18 protein-coding genes are annotated in these 15,856 nt (G+C 43.8%); 16 read left to right on the forward strand and 2 right to left on the reverse strand.

The window, feature by feature from the left end:
• Nucleotides 1-91 precede the first annotated feature (91 nt).
• The 6 genes from VIA_RS04050 (at nucleotide 92) to VIA_RS04075 (ending at nucleotide 4,197) form a co-directional block, all read left to right on the forward strand.
• Entirely contained in the window at nucleotides 92-1,423 is a 1,332-nt protein-coding gene (locus VIA_RS04050; protein ID WP_004411279.1) for a 6-phospho-beta-glucosidase, read from the forward strand.
• A gap of 54 nt (nucleotides 1,424-1,477) precedes the next feature.
• Nucleotides 1,478-2,242 carry a carbohydrate deacetylase gene (locus tag VIA_RS04055; protein WP_004411280.1) on the forward strand — a complete coding sequence of 255 codons (765 nt, stop codon included), beginning with the start codon at nucleotides 1,478-1,480 and terminating at the stop codon, nucleotides 2,240-2,242.
• A gap of 163 nt (nucleotides 2,243-2,405) precedes the next feature.
• Nucleotides 2,406-2,813, forward strand: coding sequence for a hypothetical protein (locus VIA_RS04060; RefSeq protein ID WP_004418475.1), 408 nt, complete (start codon nucleotides 2,406-2,408; stop codon nucleotides 2,811-2,813).
• 89 nt (nucleotides 2,814-2,902) lie between these two features.
• Entirely contained in the window at nucleotides 2,903-3,085 is a 183-nt protein-coding gene (locus tag VIA_RS04065) for a hypothetical protein (protein WP_004411281.1), read from the forward strand.
• 181 nt (nucleotides 3,086-3,266) lie between these two features.
• Complete coding sequence (locus VIA_RS04070; RefSeq protein ID WP_004411282.1) at nucleotides 3,267-3,653, forward strand: MAPEG family protein; 387 nt, start codon at nucleotides 3,267-3,269, stop codon at nucleotides 3,651-3,653.
• Between the two features lie 16 nt (nucleotides 3,654-3,669).
• Nucleotides 3,670-4,197, forward strand: a complete 528-nt coding sequence (locus tag VIA_RS04075; RefSeq protein ID WP_004411283.1) for a hypothetical protein — start codon at nucleotides 3,670-3,672, stop codon at nucleotides 4,195-4,197.
• A gap of 41 nt (nucleotides 4,198-4,238) precedes the next feature.
• Here VIA_RS04075 and VIA_RS04080 read toward each other — a convergent pair whose 3' ends face one another.
• Nucleotides 4,239-5,261 (reverse strand): acyltransferase, encoded by a 1,023-nt coding sequence (locus VIA_RS04080; RefSeq protein WP_004411284.1) that lies wholly within the window; start codon nucleotides 5,259-5,261, stop codon nucleotides 4,239-4,241.
• Between the two features lie 236 nt (nucleotides 5,262-5,497).
• On the opposite strand from VIA_RS04080, the gene VIA_RS04085 reads away from it, so the two are divergent.
• The 9 genes from VIA_RS04085 to VIA_RS04125 all read left to right on the forward strand — a co-directional run bounded on the left by VIA_RS04085 (nucleotide 5,498) and on the right by VIA_RS04125 (nucleotide 14,397).
• Nucleotides 5,498-6,088 (forward strand): TetR/AcrR family transcriptional regulator, encoded by a 591-nt coding sequence (locus VIA_RS04085; RefSeq protein ID WP_004411285.1) that lies wholly within the window; start codon nucleotides 5,498-5,500, stop codon nucleotides 6,086-6,088.
• 103 nt (nucleotides 6,089-6,191) lie between these two features.
• On the forward strand, nucleotides 6,192-7,043 hold the full coding sequence (locus VIA_RS04090) for an alpha/beta fold hydrolase (RefSeq protein ID WP_004411286.1): 852 nt from the start codon (nucleotides 6,192-6,194) through the stop codon (nucleotides 7,041-7,043).
• Between the two features lie 159 nt (nucleotides 7,044-7,202).
• Nucleotides 7,203-8,591 carry an SLC13 family permease gene (locus VIA_RS04095; RefSeq protein ID WP_004411288.1) on the forward strand — a complete coding sequence of 463 codons (1,389 nt, stop codon included), beginning with the start codon at nucleotides 7,203-7,205 and terminating at the stop codon, nucleotides 8,589-8,591.
• Nucleotides 8,592-9,082: 491 nt separating this feature from the next.
• Nucleotides 9,083-9,526, forward strand: coding sequence for a PTS sugar transporter subunit IIA (locus tag VIA_RS04100; RefSeq protein WP_004411290.1), 444 nt, complete (start codon nucleotides 9,083-9,085; stop codon nucleotides 9,524-9,526).
• A 58-nt stretch (nucleotides 9,527-9,584) separates the two neighbouring features.
• Nucleotides 9,585-10,991 carry a PTS mannitol transporter subunit IIBC gene (locus VIA_RS04105; RefSeq protein ID WP_004418471.1) on the forward strand — a complete coding sequence of 469 codons (1,407 nt, stop codon included), beginning with the start codon at nucleotides 9,585-9,587 and terminating at the stop codon, nucleotides 10,989-10,991.
• A 49-nt stretch (nucleotides 10,992-11,040) separates the two neighbouring features.
• Entirely contained in the window at nucleotides 11,041-12,312 is a 1,272-nt protein-coding gene (locus tag VIA_RS04110) for a zinc-binding dehydrogenase (protein WP_004411294.1), read from the forward strand.
• Nucleotides 12,313-12,368: 56 nt separating this feature from the next.
• Nucleotides 12,369-12,887 (forward strand): MltR family transcriptional regulator, encoded by a 519-nt coding sequence (locus VIA_RS04115; protein ID WP_038211542.1) that lies wholly within the window; start codon nucleotides 12,369-12,371, stop codon nucleotides 12,885-12,887.
• A 10-nt stretch (nucleotides 12,888-12,897) separates the two neighbouring features.
• Nucleotides 12,898-13,632, forward strand: coding sequence for a nucleoside/nucleotide kinase family protein (locus tag VIA_RS04120; RefSeq protein ID WP_004411299.1), 735 nt, complete (start codon nucleotides 12,898-12,900; stop codon nucleotides 13,630-13,632).
• 18 nt (nucleotides 13,633-13,650) lie between these two features.
• Nucleotides 13,651-14,397, forward strand: a complete 747-nt coding sequence (locus tag VIA_RS04125) for a phosphatase (RefSeq protein ID WP_004411300.1) — start codon at nucleotides 13,651-13,653, stop codon at nucleotides 14,395-14,397.
• A 61-nt stretch (nucleotides 14,398-14,458) separates the two neighbouring features.
• On the opposite strand, the gene VIA_RS04130 is transcribed toward VIA_RS04125, so the two are convergent.
• The gene (locus tag VIA_RS04130) at nucleotides 14,459-15,064 is read right to left on the reverse strand and encodes a LysE family translocator (protein WP_004411302.1); all 606 of its coding nucleotides are present in this window, start codon (nucleotides 15,062-15,064) and stop codon (nucleotides 14,459-14,461) included.
• A 122-nt stretch (nucleotides 15,065-15,186) separates the two neighbouring features.
• Here VIA_RS04130 and VIA_RS04135 point away from each other — a divergent pair, with 122 nt between their 5' ends.
• Nucleotides 15,187-15,669: an Lrp/AsnC family transcriptional regulator gene (locus tag VIA_RS04135; RefSeq protein WP_004411304.1), complete on the forward strand. Its 483-nt coding sequence runs from the start codon at nucleotides 15,187-15,189 to the stop codon at nucleotides 15,667-15,669.
• The last annotated feature ends 187 nt before the right edge of the window (nucleotides 15,670-15,856 follow it).

Raw genomic sequence — 15,856 nt, forward strand, 5'->3', positions numbered from 1 at the left:
GGGAGTATAGTCGTTTGTCGCCAAGCGTGAAATCTCTTTTAATAAGCTCAGTTAAACTAAATGTTGAAACCAGATTAAAAGGCCCTTGAATATGACACACAAAAAAACACTTAAAGTCGCGGTAATCGGTGGCGGCTCTAGCTACACACCAGAGCTTGTTGAAGGTCTTCTTGAGCGTAACCATGAACTACCACTTAGCGAGTTATGGCTTGTTGATATCGATGAAGGCATGCACAAGACTGAAATCATTGGTGATCTTGCTCGTCGTATGATTGCTAAGACCGGTTGTGACATCAAAGTCACTGTAACAACGGATCGTAAAGCGGCTCTTGCAGGTGCTGATTTTGTTTGTTCTCAATTCCGTGCAGGTGGCATTAAAGCGCGTCTACGTGATGAGCGTATCGCGGTAAAATACGGCATGATTGGCCAAGAGACGAACGGCCTGGGTGGCTTCTCTAACGCGTGTCGTACTATCCCAATCGCGTTAGAAATCGCTAAAGAGATGGAAGAGCTTTGCCCTAAAGCTTGGCTACTAAACTTCACTAACCCGTCAGGCATGGTGACAGAGGCACTGCTTAAGCACTCAACTATCCGTACTGTTGGCTTATGTAACATCCCAGTAAACATGGAGCGTGACATTGCTCCAATGCTTAAAGCTGAGCAAAAAGACGTAACGCTTCAGATTGCAGGTCTTAACCACATGGTTTGGGCTCGTAAGGTTCTACATGAAGGTAAAGACAAGTTATCTGAAGTCGTCGATATGCTTAACGATGGCAACATGGCTATGACGCCGAAGAACATCAAGCCGTTCCAGTGGGACAAAGACTTGCTGGCTAACATGGGCATGATCCCTTGTGCTTACCTACGTTATTACTACCAGTCTAAAGACATCATTGATGAAGAGTTCGAAGATGCTAAGGGCGAAAATAACCGCGCTGCTCAAGTTGCTCGTATCGAAGAAGAAGTACTTAAGATTTACAGCGATCCAACGCTTGAGACTAAGCCTAAGATCCTTGAAAAACGTGGCGGTGCTTACTACTCAGAAGCGGCTTGTGAGCTTATGAGCTCAATCCATAACAACAAGCGTACAATTATGCACGTTAACACTCGCAACAATGGCGCAATTGCTGGTTTACCAGATGACTGCGCAGTAGAAGTGAGCTCAGTTATCACTAGTACTGAGATTCTACCTCTAAACGTGGCGCCGTTCCCGTCTGATACGCTTGCTCTGATTCAGCTAATGAAGCAGTTCGAAACGCTCACGGTGAAAGCGGCTATTGATGGGGACCTAAATGCTGCGCACCGAGCTCTAATCCTCAACCCAATCGTAGATAGTGGCTCACACCTCGATGCAGCGCTAAAAGAGACAGTTCGCGAGAACATCGAATTTATGCCTAAGTTCGCACACGTACTAAACAAGTAATAACACCTCTCAATATTGCGGCCCCTAGGGGCTGCATATCTCTTGGAGAAAACTATGAAACTCATTATTAACGCAGACGATTTTGGTTTGTCTGAAAGTGTCAATAATGGCATTGTCGAATGCTTTCAAGCTGGACTTGTTAAGTCGACCACGATCATGATGAACCAAAAAGGCGTCGACCATGCAATCGACTTATACAAACAGGGCCTTGTGCCTGAGGTTGGTCTGCATTTTACTGTGACGAGTGGCAAACCATTGTCTCCTCCAGAAGAAGTCCCAAGCTTAATTGATGATAGTGGCTATTTTATCGATAAAGTTAAGTTGATGGATCATCCCGTCAGTGAAACCGAAGTCTACAAAGAACTTCTAGCGCAGTACAACGCTGCACTAGAAGCGGGTTTAGATATTAATCATATTGACAGTCATCACTTTGCGGGCGTTTATGCACCGCTCAAAGCGGCATTTGTTCGTTTCTCAAATGATTTCAAAATCCCTGTCCGTAGGGTGGATATGTTTGTGCGTGGCCAAAGTGCGCTTCAAGTACCCACAACCGATGCGTTTGACCTTGGCTTTTTTGATGAAGGTGCGACTAAGAACAATCTGAAAACGATGATTTTGGCGCACAAAGAAAAATACCCAGATGGGCTCGTCGAGTTTATGTGTCACCCCAGCTCGGAAGAAAATATCGAGGAACTTTACGATGTAACAGGCTATGTCGGTAAGCGAGTAAATGAGCGCGATATTTTGACGTCTCCGGAGATGAAAAACTGGCTAGCAGAGCATAATGTAGAAACGGTTGGTTTCGACATTCTTAGGTAATCAAGTGAATAGTAAACATCTAGCGAGCTTAAAATATAAAAGCTGCTAGCTATGAGATAAGACCTATATAGCCGTCCTATTTATGGCAATAGTATTCATTATTGCTTACCCGACATCCAGCTACATCAGAGATGTTTTTCCGCACATACGATAGGAGAACGCAGTGAGACTTGTAAAGTTAGCAGTTGTGTTTTTTGCCTTGGTAACAGCTTGTACGAAAGTATCGGCAAACCATTTTCTTCCAGAAAAAATATTCTGTATCACTCCTGAAAACTACTCGGTATTTACATTCGATTATCTAAAAAATACCGGGAGATTTGAAACTTCAACTTTAACGGGACATCAATCTTTTTCAGGTCCAATTGCAATTTTCAAGAATGACCAAGAGGTCAAAGTTAAATTTTCTGCAGAACGTGGGGATTCGACCATTTATTGGGATCTTACGTTTACAGGAGAAAGAGATAGCCACTATGAAAGTATGTCTCATATAAAGCAGGGGAACTTGTGGAATGTTACTGAAGAACACTATGTAAATGAAAGATGCACCTACGACTTTAAATCTTATAGGTGAATCAATAACAAATAGCAGCCCTGGCGGAGTGAGTAAGTAAATGACTCTAGTCTGTTATAAAAAGGGCAAAGCGCTTGGAAGGAGTAATTATGCTGCGTTTCAAAAAGAAAATTAAAGAGTTGCCTGTTCTAATAACGGTGTGCAGTGCTTGGCTTTTAGCTGCAATTGCATTTGCTTGGTTTATCATCCCTAATGAAGAAGACCTTATCGATATTGAACAGAAAATGATCTTGGAAGACGTTACTAGACCTCTTGATTTAAAGGAGGTGTAACGGCAGCAATGCGAGTATTACGAACATTTGGGTTTTACGACGAGCGTGACTTCGTAAACTTGTAACAATTCGGCGGAGCCTCGCGAATTTGCGGGGCTTTTTACTATTTGAGACTTGGTATCGCTGAAAGATTACCTACACTGATAAGGTCTTAGTTATCTGACACATACGGAGAAGAACAATGGTAACTGCGCTCTATGCAGCAATTTTGGCAGCTCTGATGATTTGGCTGTCCATTCAAGTGATCAAACAACGTAGAAAAGCACAGGTGAAATATGCCGATGGCGGTGTCGATGCCTTAACTATCGCACGAAGTGCTCACAGTAATGCGGTTGATTATGTGCCGATAACCCTGATATTGATGGCGCTGCTCGAACATAATGGTGCACAGCTTTGGATGATTCACCTATGTGGTATTGCGTTTGTGGTAGGGCGAGGTTTACATGCGAAAGGGATCTTAGCTGACAGACTAAAAGGGCGAATCTCAGGTATGAAATTAACGTTTGCAGTGATGGCGGCACTGGTTGTGCTCAACATTGTCTATTTACCCTTTGAGCGTCTTTGGTGATGGATAGGCTCTGGTGATGAAGTTCGCTGCTCCTCCGGCATGGTTACTGGTATTAACAGGACTGATACTCAATGTATTGGCATTGCTGATGTCGAGTATCGTATTGGATCGTTTAAGCGGTGATATTGCGACTCTGTCTGAACAAAAGGACGACAATATCTATTCGATTCAATTGGCGTGGAACAGCGTGGAAACTTTAGAGCGAAAGCGTGAAATGGTGTTACTTCATCTTAGTCAAAGTGGCGGCAAACCTATCACTGATAAAATAGGTCAAATGCTACAAGGTCAGTTAAGTGACTGGGTCAGTGTGCCTGTACCTGTAATAAGCCACAGTACGTTGCCGGAGTTAATGATGCTGATAAATCAAACTCAGCAAAGTTATCGTAATCAAATCGATGAGCATTACTTAAACAATATTACCCTCAGTGAGAAGATGGTGACTCTTAACGAAAAGATCGCTTGGTATAAGAATATTGGATTGTTTCTTCAGGTGTTTGGCTTAGCGCTAATTTTGGCTCGGGATTTAGCTCGAAAACCAGAATAAAGAAAAAGCGATGGTTTTTGGCCATCGCTTTTTTATTGGGGTTACCTAAACAGCCAACGATAGAGTGGCGTTTTATCAAGTAGTTTAACCAGTAGGAATGTACCAACGATAGCGCCAGCGAGCACCGCCATATCTTTTGCAAATCCAGTGATTTGATAGATGCCAGTGACATTCATCATCACAATGATGATAGGCAAATGGGCGACGTACAAAGGTAAGACATACTTAGACTGACGAGCCAGCCAGCTACTTTGTCCTAGTGTTGGTTTTGATAGCAACCACATAAAACATCCCGTGCCCCATAGTACCGTACCAAACAAGAAGTCATTGGCATTAAATGGTTGTTCATGCTGGTTGAGCAGCAAAGCTTCGGTGAAATGCATCGCCGCTCCCAGCAAGGCTAACGTCAATGCTTGCTTGGTGGTCGCTTGAATGTTTTGTTGGCGAATCGTAAAGCCAATAGCAAACAACAGCGTACTAAAGAACGGGCCGTTGCGAGTAAAAATCGGCGCCCAAAACTCTGTTAAACCTTGGTAGCTGCCCGCTAAAGCGCCATAGACATACAGTGCAAAGGCAAGCGGGATCAGAAGATCAAGTTTATCTAGCTTAGCGAGAAGAGCCGTAATTGCTGCAGCGCACATCAAAGCAGGGATAAACCATAAATGAACTAAGCCACCTTCGAACAGAGTATTGAGTGGCGTTTGTGCCAAATAGCCCCAATAGCCTTGACGTTCGGCAAGGTAGCCGGACTCGGCTACTGTGGCCAAATTAAACGGCATGGCCAAGCAGATAATGCTCCAGACAATGAAGACGCGCAACAGAGGTGATACATAACGCTTGAGTGTCTCGATAGGTGCATCGACAAGCTTAGGTTGAATCAAATAACCAGAAATGAGGAAGAATAGGGGTACGGCAAATCGGGTGGATTGATTAAAAATATACCCAACCCAAGGCACCTCGTTGAACTGCCAATAACTGAGGAACATCTGGCAGTGCATTGCAACGATCGCCAGTATTGCGACGACTCGACCGAGCTCAATGCTCGCAATTTTCTTACTTTCCATAACGACAAATAAAATAAATAAAAGTAGGTGAGGTATAACAGCTTTTTGTTTTTGCTTTACCACTAAAAATCAACTTCTTAGTCAGTATGAGTCGCATTCTTCTCAGTTTGAGAGGTACGTCATACAGCAACAATATTTACATTTCAGCTCTCGACAAATCGCCCTTGATTAAAAGCAATGATTGCAAAAAAGTACGAGTGTGCTAAAAATAGTTATGTTACCAATGAGAGAGCTGTATGAGTAAAGGCAGAGTAACCCGAGAAAACATCTTAAATAAGGCATTTGAGCTCGCGAGTGTGAATGGGCTAGAAAGCCTAACGATTGGTGAATTAGCCAAGCAGTGTGAGATGTCTAAAAGTGGTTTGTTTGCGCACTTTAATTCTAAAGACAATCTTCAAATCTCGGTGTTGGAGCATGCTAATCAGATTTTTACTGAGCGAGTGATAGCGCCTGCGAGGTTGAATACATCAATCTCGATTGAGCAGAAGCTGACGATGTTGCTCGATAACTGGCTAGGTTGGAACCACTCTTTTCAAGGCAGTTGTATGTTCCTTGATGCTTGGAAAGAAACTGGCGCGGAAGTACCGCCAACTCAAGTGGTACTGAAAAAAACCATTGAGACTTGGATTGGTTATTTGACCATTCAAGTGGCAAAGGGGGTAGAGAACGGTGAATTCCGTCCTGACCTCGACCCGAAACAGGCGATCTTCGAGCTATACGGCCTGTATTTAAGTGCGCACCTGTTTTATTCCATTCATGGTGAGCAAGCGAGTTATGAGCATTTCTGGCAAGGTGTGAAGCGTCAAATCGCTAGCTGGAAACAATAGAATTTTACTAAGCCAAGCTTGAGTTTGGCTTATTATTTAAATAAAAATAGCACGGTCGTTCGATTTTTTAGTAAGAACAGATCGAGCCCAAAAGGATAGAACCATGAGTGAGAAGATTTACTTTAATACTTCGCAAAAATTCAGTGTAAAGAAGAGCTTGATTAACTTAACGACTCGACTTCACCACACGATTGCTCCAAAGCATGCGGAAAAGACAGCACGTAAACTACTACTGACTCCGGCGCGGGCTAAGCCAAAGAATGCTGAGCCTACAGGTTTGGTGAAAGGAGAAGTTCAATCCAAAGAAGGCACGCTTAAAACCTACGCACTGGGAGAAGGGCCAGTGTGGGTATTGGCACACGGTTGGTCAGGAAGCGCGAGTCAGTTCTATCCATTGATGCAGCACATTGCGAGTAAAGGATTCACTGCGCTTGCTTATGATCATCCAGGGCACGGTCAAAGTGGTGGCGTCTATGGTCATATCCCTGCTTTTGTGCACGGTTTGGAAGCGATCCTAGACAGTGTCGATGAAGTGGCAGGTTTGGTCGCTCACAGTATGGGTTCTGCGTCATCGATTGAGTGTCATCACCAGAAACTCGTCGGCAAACCTTTCCTATTGATTGCGCCAGTGTTGGATTATCTCGAAAACTTGTTTGGTAGTGTCGCTCGCTCTGGATATTCCATGAAGCTGTTCAACGCGGTTGTTTCTGAGATTGAAGAGCAGTATCGCTACCCAATACAGTCAGTCGATCCTTACAATAAGCTAACACTTCGCTCAGCAGCGACTATTATTGTTCATGATGAAGGGGATAAGTTTGCCAAGTTCTCTGTGTCTGAACGTGCAGCGAGTGAAATGGACAAAGTGAAGCTTGTAGCAACTCAAGGCCAAGGCCACGGACGAGTAATGAAGTGCTCTGAAGTTATGCAGAGTTTTGATGAATTGATTGCAAATTAATCGAAATGACAAAGGAAACTTATCTTGATTATTCATTGAGTTAACAATTATAACCGCGTTTATGATGTGGTTAACAAATTCGCAATAAAAAATATTTCTTTAGCGAGCTTGTGTGGGATCATTTGCTATGCCACTAGGCCCTCAATAGGAAATATAATAATGAATAGAAATGATAGTGTCCCTTTACCCAACAATACCCGAGAATGGTTCTTTAACCGCAACAGTATGATTATCCTTGCTGATATCGCTCTGTTTGCGGTTATGTACTTCACCCTACCTTTTGATCCTCAAGTTGTCTTGGGGATCTGTATGCTGACCTTCGTGGCGATATTGTGGCTTACCGAAGCTCTGCACGTCACCGTGACGGCTATCCTAGTTCCAATCATGGCGGTGTTGTTTGGTGTCTTTGATACCCAGACCGCTCTCAATAACTTTGCCAATTCCATCATCTTCCTTTTCTTAGGCGGCTTTGCTCTAGCTGCTGCAATGCACAGACAAGGGCTGGATAAAGTTATCGCCGATAAGGTACTGATCATTGCCAAAGGCAAGATGAGTGTGGCGGTATTTATGCTATTTGGTGTGACCGCTGCATTATCCATGTGGATCAGTAACACGGCGACCACTGCGATGATGCTACCGTTGGTTTTGGGTGTTCTAAGTAAAGTGAACTCAGAAAGTGGCCATAAAACGTATGTTTTTGTATTACTGGGTATTGCTTACAGTGCCAGTATTGGTGGTATTGCGACGATTGTCGGCAGCCCACCTAATGCCATTGCTGCCGCTGAAGTGGGTTTGACCTTTACCGAGTGGATGAGTTTTGGCCTACCAACCGCAATTATTCTTCTGCCAATCTCGATTGCGGTGCTATTTTTCGTACTGAAACCGAACCTCAGTGGCCAGTTTGAGCTTAACAATGAAGCGGTTGATTGGGATAAAGGCAAAGTCGTCACCTTGGCTATTTTTGCTGCCACAGTCTGCCTTTGGATCTTCAGCAAGCCGATTAATGCGATGCTTGGTGGCTACGCTAAGTTTGATACGGTTGTCGCGCTCGGTGCCATTGTTGCCGTGAACTTTGCGCGGGTCGTGCATTGGAAAGATATCGAGAAAACTGCTGATTGGGGCGTATTACTGCTATTCGGCGGTGGTATCTGTTTAAGTAACGTTCTTAAAGCAACTGGAACCAGTGTATTTCTTGCTAACGCTTTGAGTGACATGATTGCTCACCTCGGCATCTTCTTCATTATTGCTGTTATTGCTATCTTCGTGGTGTTCTTAACTGAGTTTGCTAGTAACACTGCCAGTGCTGCGCTACTTATCCCAGTATTTGCCAGCGTTGCAGAAGCGTTTGGTATGTCGCCGGTGATCTTATCGGTACTCATTGCTGTTGCGGCGTCTTGTGCCTTTATGCTGCCAGTGGCGACACCACCAAATGCGATTGTATTTGGCTCGGGGCATATCAAACAAAGTGAGATGATGCGTGTCGGTATCATCTTGAACCTAGCGTGTATCGGTGCTCTTACGTTTATTGCACTTACATTCTGGGCATAGCGCCCTACCAAATAAACAAACCGAAGCCCTACTCATTGAGTAGGGCTTTTTTTGTGCACTTGTATTAAGTCATAGTTCGTTGGCGACTATGGCCTAATTTGAGGAATTAAATTACAGATGTGCTTTCTGAATTGTTCAAGTGGGAGGCTAATCACATATGAAAAGCGTGAGTCGTGCTGTTTCTCTAAATATGATAGAGATAAATATCACGAAAATGATCTGGTCAATACCAATAATATGATCTGAATCTAATTTGTTTGATTTTAATTATTTGCCACTATTTTGTATTTCATCACATTAAGGGTATTGAAATGTAGTTAAAACAAAATGTGAAAATAACTTTCAGTTGCTAATTGTGAGGCGAGGCAATAAATATCGATTGACTGAATAGTTTTAGTGACTTGTGCCACGAAACGTTCCTACTTCTCAGCCGCAATATTTCTATCAATAATAAACCCAACAACAACGAACATGAACCTCTGGGGTTTATTATGCTTTATGACCTTATTGACCACGACCTAATTGATGTCATCAACCACTCTGACTATCAATGGGAAGACGCAGTGAAAGAGACAACGCGCTACCTTCAAGATAAAGGTTATGTTACCGCAGATTACGCCGATGCGATTATCCAATCAACTCACGATAATGGCCCTTATTACGTGCTTTGTCCAGGAATTGCAATGCCTCACGCAAGACCGGAAGCAGGCGTATTAAAAACAGGTCTTGGTATTCACGTATTTAAATCTCCAGTCGACTTCGGCTCTGACATGGGCCCAGCTAATGTTTTACTAACGCTTGCTGCGAAAGATTCCGATACACATATCGAAGTGATTCAAGCGCTTAGCGAAATGTTAGTGGATGAAGAAAATATAGCGAAGCTTTCAGCATCTGCTTCAAAACAAGAAGTCTTAGATATTATTAAACATTACTAAGACCCAATTCCACTGTTTATGAGCTACACAACAATAACCTTGTTAGAAGGAACATAACGTGAGTACAAATGTAAGAGCAAAAGTGCAAGCCTTCGGTGGTCATTTGACCGCGATGGTATTGCCAAATATCGGAGCCTTTATCGCTTGGGGCTTTATTACCGCACTATTTATTCCAACAGGTTGGGTGCCAAATGCTTATTTTGGCGAACTTGTTGGTCCAATGATTACTTATTTATTGCCGCTGCTAATTGGTTACACGGGGGGTCAGATTGTCGGTGATAAACGTGGTGCGGTTGCTGGTGCGATCGGTACGATGGGCGTGATCGCTGGCGCTGAAATACCAATGTTTGTCGGTGCAATGATTATGGGCCCTCTAAGTGGTTGGGTAATTGTTCAAATCGATAAACGCTTGCACGATAAGATCCCGTCCGGTTTTGAGATGGTGGTGAACAACTTCTCGTTAGGCATCTTCGGCATGATCATGTGTCTGTTTGCTTACGCGATTGTTGGCCCTGCTGTAACTGCGGCAAACCTTTTTGTTAAGTCAGGCATCGAAGCACTTGTTGCGACTGGTTTCCTTCCTTTACTCGCCATTATTAACGAACCAGCAAAAGTTCTGTTCCTGAATAACGCCATTGACCAAGGTATCTACTACCCACTGGGTCTACAGGCGGCAGCGGAAACGGGCAAGTCTATCTTCTTCATGGTGGCGTCTAACCCAGGTCCTGGTTTAGGTATGCTGCTGGCTTACGCAAAATTTGGCCAAGGTCTAAGTAAGAAATCAGCGCCGAGTGCCATCATTATCCACTTCTTCGGTGGTATCCATGAGCTGTACTTCCCGTACGTACTAATGAAACCAATCATGATTCTAGCGATGATCGCTGGTGCAGCGACAGGTATCGCAACGTTCAACCTACTCGATGGTGGTTTGGTTGCAGGTCCAAGTCCAGGTTCAATCTTCTCTTACTTAGCTCTAACGCCTAAAGGCAGCTTCATCGCGACTATCGCAGGTGTGACAACGGCAACCATCGTTTCATTCTTAGTGGCAAGCGCCATTCTGAAAGTGAGTAAGAAAGAAGAGTCACAAGATGAATTCGAACAATCAATCACTGACATGAAAGATATGAAAGCAGAAGGGGCAGTAGCAAAAGCGCCAGCGCAGGCAGCAACTCAAGCAACATCAAAAGAGATCAAGTTTGTGGCATTCGCTTGTGATGCAGGCATGGGCTCAAGTGCGATGGGGGCGTCAACCTTCAAGCGTAAACTCGAAAAAGCCGGCTACAACGTCGAAGTGAAGAACTTTGCCATCGAGAAAGTCCCAAGTGATGCAGACGTGGTGGTCACACACGAAAGCTTAGAAAGCCGAGCAGTAAAAGCAACCGGACTACCCGTTATCACGATTAAGAACTTCCTGCATGACCCAGCGCTAGACAACCTAATGGATACGATTGGTCAACAAGCTTAAATTCAAATTTCAGGGGCCAGCCACTGGCCCCACTTTCGGAGAGAAAACTATGGTTCAAACAACAGCTGCTGTAATTTGTGGTGAGAAAGATGTTCAACTAAGAACGTTCGATTTACCGAAAATTTCTGATGATGAGCTTCTAGTTAAAAACATTTCAAATAGCATCTGCCTATCGACATACAAAGCAGCGCTATTAGGTTCGAAACACAAACGTGTACCAGAAAACATTGCTGACATCCCTGTAATGACAGGCCACGAATATGCAGGTGTGATTGTTGAAGTAGGTGCTAACTTACAAGACAAGTTTAAGCCAGGTGAACCTTTCGTTCTACAACCTGCGATGGGCCTTCCGACTGGCTACTCTGCGGGCTACAGCTACGAGACTTTTGGTGGCAACGCGACTTACTCAATCATCCCTAAAGTAGCGATCGATTTAGACTGCGTTCTACCGTACAAGAGCTCTTACTATGCTAATGCTTCTTTGGCTGAGCCAATGTCTTGCATCATCGGCGCGTTCCATGCGAGCTACCATACTAAACAGTATGTCTATGAGCATGAAATGGGCATTAAAGAGGGGGGTTCTTTAGCTCTACTAGCGTGCGCAGGCCCAATGGGTATCGGCGCAATCGACTATGCGATTAATGGCCCTGTTAGACCAAGTCGAATCGTAGTGACTGATATTGATGAATCACGCCTAACGCGCGCAGAGAGTCTAATTCCAGTTTCGAAAGCGGCGGAAAATGGCATTGAGTTGCATTATGTGAACACGGCGGAAGTGGCAGACCCAGTGGCTTACTTAAAAGAGCTTAACGGCGGTAACGGTTACGATGATGTGATGGTTTACGCCGCGGTCGCACAGGTGCTAGAGCAAGCAGACGAACTACTCGGCAACGATGGCTGCTTGAACTTCTTTGCTGGCCCAACAGACAAAAACTTCAAAGTTCCTTTCAATTTCTACAACGTGCATTACGAAGCGACGCACATTGTCGGCACGTCAGGCGGCTCGACCGGTGACATGGTTGAATCGATTGAGTTATCGGAAGCAGGCAAAATCAATCCATCGTTTATGCTGACGCATGTTGGCGGTCTAGAAGCAGCGCCACACACGATTTTGAACCAGCTAGATATTCCAGGTGGTAAGAAGCTTATCTACCCACACATCGATTTGCCTTTAACGGCGATTGATGAGTTTCACAAATTAGCAGAGAAAGAGCCGTTTTTTGGCGAGCTAGATAGAATTCTCAAAGAAAATAACTACGTATGGAATGAGTTGGCAGAGCAAGCACTGTTAGAATTTTATGGTGTAAGTTTAACGGCTTAGTCGTCATCTGGTATTGTGGTGGCCGATTGGCTACCACAATCTTTGAGGGATTAACTATTTCAGTGCAAGAAGAATTAGTAGACGAGTTAGAGCGTTGCGAATCAGCAAGTTGTTTTATCAAAACGTCTCATAAACTAATCAAAATAGAACTACAGAAACTGCTTCCGAGAGTTTTTGTACAAGATCCTCTCGTTATTGAATATGCGGTAACGCCCCTTTTGAAAGAGGATGGCCCGCTCGTCGAGATTGATGTGGTCTCTAAGCTAATGTTTGCAATGGGCAAGATTTCGATGGAAACCTATGCCGATATTGGTTTGTTTGACCAAATGTATGAGTACGTACGCCAGCAGCCAGAAGAGATCTCTTTTGGCGATGATATGGTGTATGACTTCATCAGTAATCAATCCAATCTTGCCAAGGCCGAAGGTAGTATCTATTTAGATTCAATCAATCAATTAAAGTATTCGTCCTTTGATTCCTTTTCTCAGGCCCGTTATGAAGCGTTAATTAAAACGGTACTCAAGCTTTGTTGCGAAGGGCTATTGGAAACAGTAGAGAACGAAATACTCAACTAGGGCATTTCGTATGAAAGTAACCTTGAATGTCAGTGGTTTTGAAACAGAGGCCATTTTCCCTGATAAAGATGTCGAGCAAATCCACGAGCCATTGGTACATAAATTCTCACGCCTATTTCATGAAAAACAGCAGCGTACAGTGATTTTTCTTGCTGCGCCTCCGGGCAGTGGTAAATCAACCCTCGCGGCATTTTGGGAACACCTATCTAAAACTTTACCTAATGTGAAGCCTCTTCAGGTATTGCCTTTTGATGGCTTCCACTATCCAAATGAGATCCTTGATAACAACTCGATTGAGCAGGATGGGGAGAGCATCACTTTACGCTCCATCAAAGGGGCGTACCAAACGTTCAATTTGACCGCTCTTATCGACAAGTTGAAGCAACTTACGGTAAAGGACCCGACTTGGCCATATTATGATCGTAACTTACACGATCCGGTGGATGATGCGATTTCAGTCGAGCAAGATATTGTTGTTATTGAGGGCAACTGGTTACTACTTAACGAACCGGTATGGAATGGGCTGAAAGAGCTGGCAGATTTTACGATTTTTATCGACACTGCCCCGAAATACCTTGAAGAGAGGCTAGTAAATCGTAAGATCCGTGGAGGCACTTCTCCAGAAGAAGCCCAACGTTTTTATGAGCAGTCCGATTCAAAGAACGTCGACAAAGTACTGAACCATTCAATTTCAGCTGATTTGACGCTTTACATGAATCAAGATGGTTCATTTGAAATTAACTAACTGAATTTAGGAGGCACGATGGAAATCGTTGTCGATAGTCATACTCATACGATTGCCAGCGGGCATGCTTACAGCACCATAATTGAAAATGCACAAGCCTCCAAAGCTAAGGGGTTGAAGCTTCTTTGTACCACGGATCATGCTCCTGAAATGCCAGGCGCCCCCCACTACTGGTTTTTCAATAATCAAAGGATCTTACCCCGCTTTCTTCATGATGTTGGTATTTTGCGCGGCTGTGAAGCCAATACCTTAAACTTAGATGGGGAACTCGATTTACCTCCATCATCCTACCAACATCTAGATTGGATCATCGCGAGTTTTCATGAACCCGTTTTTCCACCCTCTACGGAAGCCGACCATACACAAGCGTTAATCAATGTGATTAAGAGTGGCAAAGTGGATGTGTTAGGTCACCTAGGCAATCCCAATTACCCATTTGATATCCGCGCAGTGATGGAATGGGCGAGGGAATACAATGTAGCGATTGAAGTTAACAATACCTCTTTGACGGGTAAAAGCCGCAAAGGAAGTGATGTACATTGCTCGAAAATTGTTGAGATAGGCAAAGAAGTCGGTGTCTTTTTTACCACGGGCTCCGACGCACATTTTTGTGAGGAAATCGCTCGTCTAGACTTGGCGAAAGCACTGTTAGAGAAGCATGATGTTGATGAAGATAAGATCATTTCGACCTCCACATCGAGGTTCCTCAACTTCTTACTTTTACGCGGTAAAGAGCGTATTGAGGAGTTTGAAGAGCTCTATTAATTGATGACTTCCTATTTCATGACGAAAGCCCTAGTGTGCAATACCACTAGGGCTTTTATTTTTAAATCACGCTCGGTTGAGACAAGACAAATACAGCGACTAAAGCGAGGCTGCCACCAAAGCAACGATTGACGATGGCGAGCTTCTTGGGTGATTGGATCAGTTGATTGAGCATGGTGCCGAAGTAAGCCCAAATCGCCATACCAATCATGCCAGTAATGACCATACCACTGATTATGATCACGGCTTGCAGCAGATAACTCTCGTTGGGAGAGATAAATTGTGCAAAAACCGTTAGCGAAGCGACCCAACTCTTCGGATTGAGTATCTGTACCAGTACCCCTGAAGCAAAGCCAGACTTTTTAACTGCTTGGTTGGTATCGAGCTTAGTATTGGCAATGCCCCAAGCCATATAAAGTAAATAACCCGCTCCTAACCATTTCATTACAGTGTAAAGTTCAGGATAAAGGCTAAACAGCCCCACCAGACCAATGCTAGACCCAACTAACAGAATGATGACGCCGACAGCGCAGCCAAGCATAAAAGGAATGGTTGCATTGAAGCCATAGCGACTTGATAGCCCCAGCAAGGCGATATTCCCCGCTCCAGGAACAATGGAAATAGAAACGGCAAACAGCATAAAAGCCGTCATGAGTTGAGCGCTCATTAAATCTTCCTCAGATAGTGATTATTTTTGATGTGGGATCAGTCTATCGAATCAGCTAGGAATAAAATTGCTAAATGGGTTAAAGTTAAAACAACTTTGAGCAGACTATTTCTATACTTGTCATGAAACAGAAAGAATCCACCAATAATGTATTGGATGATACAGATTTAACCATTTTACGACATATCCAGAATGACGGTCGGATCAGCAACAGTAAGTTGGCCGAAAAGGTCAATTTGAGCGAAACACCTTGCTGGCGCCGTTGGAAGAAAATGGAAGAAGAGGGATATATAGAAGGCTATCAAGCTAAGCTGAATCGTAAGAAAATGGGTTATCAGGTCTCTGGTTTTACCTTAGTGACTTTGGGCAGCCATGAGGTTGAAAACACCGATCCATTTGAAGATTTTGTTGCTGAATCTGACTGGATTTTAATGTGTCATTGTATTGCTGGTGGCGCTGACTACATTGTCCAAGTTGTCGCTAAAGATCTTGATGAGTACTTTGAACGCATCAGCTCGATGAGACGCGTAAAAGGGGTCAGCTCGATTCAATCTAATGTCTCGGTCAAGGAGATTAAAGGGACGCTTCAGTTGCCGCTGGAGTAACGCTGTTCCGTTGTACTGTTTTATTTGCATTAGTCTAAATGCAATCTGTTAGTTTTCTTTCCTAAATGGGGCTAGAGCTGACAGATTGCCCTAAATTGGTTTTGTCCCATTCTCATTTAGAGTTGATACTCTTCAGTATTTTGCGAATGCTGTTTTTCCTTATTCATTTTCCGATTGATTTATGTAC

Origin of the sequence: Vibrio orientalis CIP 102891 = ATCC 33934 (genome assembly GCF_000176235.1) — a bacterium.
Classification (GTDB): Bacteria; Pseudomonadota; Gammaproteobacteria; order Enterobacterales; family Vibrionaceae; genus Vibrio; species Vibrio orientalis.

What these genes read in the sequence shown, in the direction of transcription:
- VIA_RS04065 (WP_004411281.1), top strand. Translation starts at nt 2,903, where the DNA reads ATGCTGCGTTTCAAAAAGAAAATTAAAGAGTTGCCTGTTCTAATAACG.
- VIA_RS04095 (WP_004411288.1), top strand. Translation starts at nt 7,203, where the DNA reads ATGAATAGAAATGATAGTGTCCCTTTACCCAACAATACCCGAGAATGG.
- VIA_RS04070 (WP_004411282.1), top strand. Translation starts at nt 3,267, where the DNA reads ATGGTAACTGCGCTCTATGCAGCAATTTTGGCAGCTCTGATGATTTGG.
- VIA_RS04110 (WP_004411294.1), top strand. Translation starts at nt 11,041, where the DNA reads ATGGTTCAAACAACAGCTGCTGTAATTTGTGGTGAGAAAGATGTTCAA.
- VIA_RS04050 (WP_004411279.1), top strand. Translation starts at nt 92, where the DNA reads ATGACACACAAAAAAACACTTAAAGTCGCGGTAATCGGTGGCGGCTCT.
- VIA_RS04085 (WP_004411285.1), top strand. Translation starts at nt 5,498, where the DNA reads ATGAGTAAAGGCAGAGTAACCCGAGAAAACATCTTAAATAAGGCATTT.
- VIA_RS04090 (WP_004411286.1), top strand. Translation starts at nt 6,192, where the DNA reads ATGAGTGAGAAGATTTACTTTAATACTTCGCAAAAATTCAGTGTAAAG.
- VIA_RS04120 (WP_004411299.1), top strand. Translation starts at nt 12,898, where the DNA reads ATGAAAGTAACCTTGAATGTCAGTGGTTTTGAAACAGAGGCCATTTTC.
- VIA_RS04125 (WP_004411300.1), top strand. Translation starts at nt 13,651, where the DNA reads ATGGAAATCGTTGTCGATAGTCATACTCATACGATTGCCAGCGGGCAT.
- VIA_RS04130 (WP_004411302.1), bottom strand. Translation starts at nt 15,064, where the DNA reads ATGAGCGCTCAACTCATGACGGCTTTTATGCTGTTTGCCGTTTCTATT.
- VIA_RS04075 (WP_004411283.1), top strand. Translation starts at nt 3,670, where the DNA reads ATGAAGTTCGCTGCTCCTCCGGCATGGTTACTGGTATTAACAGGACTG.
- VIA_RS04135 (WP_004411304.1), top strand. Translation starts at nt 15,187, where the DNA reads ATGAAACAGAAAGAATCCACCAATAATGTATTGGATGATACAGATTTA.
- VIA_RS04080 (WP_004411284.1), bottom strand. Translation starts at nt 5,261, where the DNA reads ATGGAAAGTAAGAAAATTGCGAGCATTGAGCTCGGTCGAGTCGTCGCA.
- VIA_RS04055 (WP_004411280.1), top strand. Translation starts at nt 1,478, where the DNA reads ATGAAACTCATTATTAACGCAGACGATTTTGGTTTGTCTGAAAGTGTC.
- VIA_RS04100 (WP_004411290.1), top strand. Translation starts at nt 9,083, where the DNA reads ATGCTTTATGACCTTATTGACCACGACCTAATTGATGTCATCAACCAC.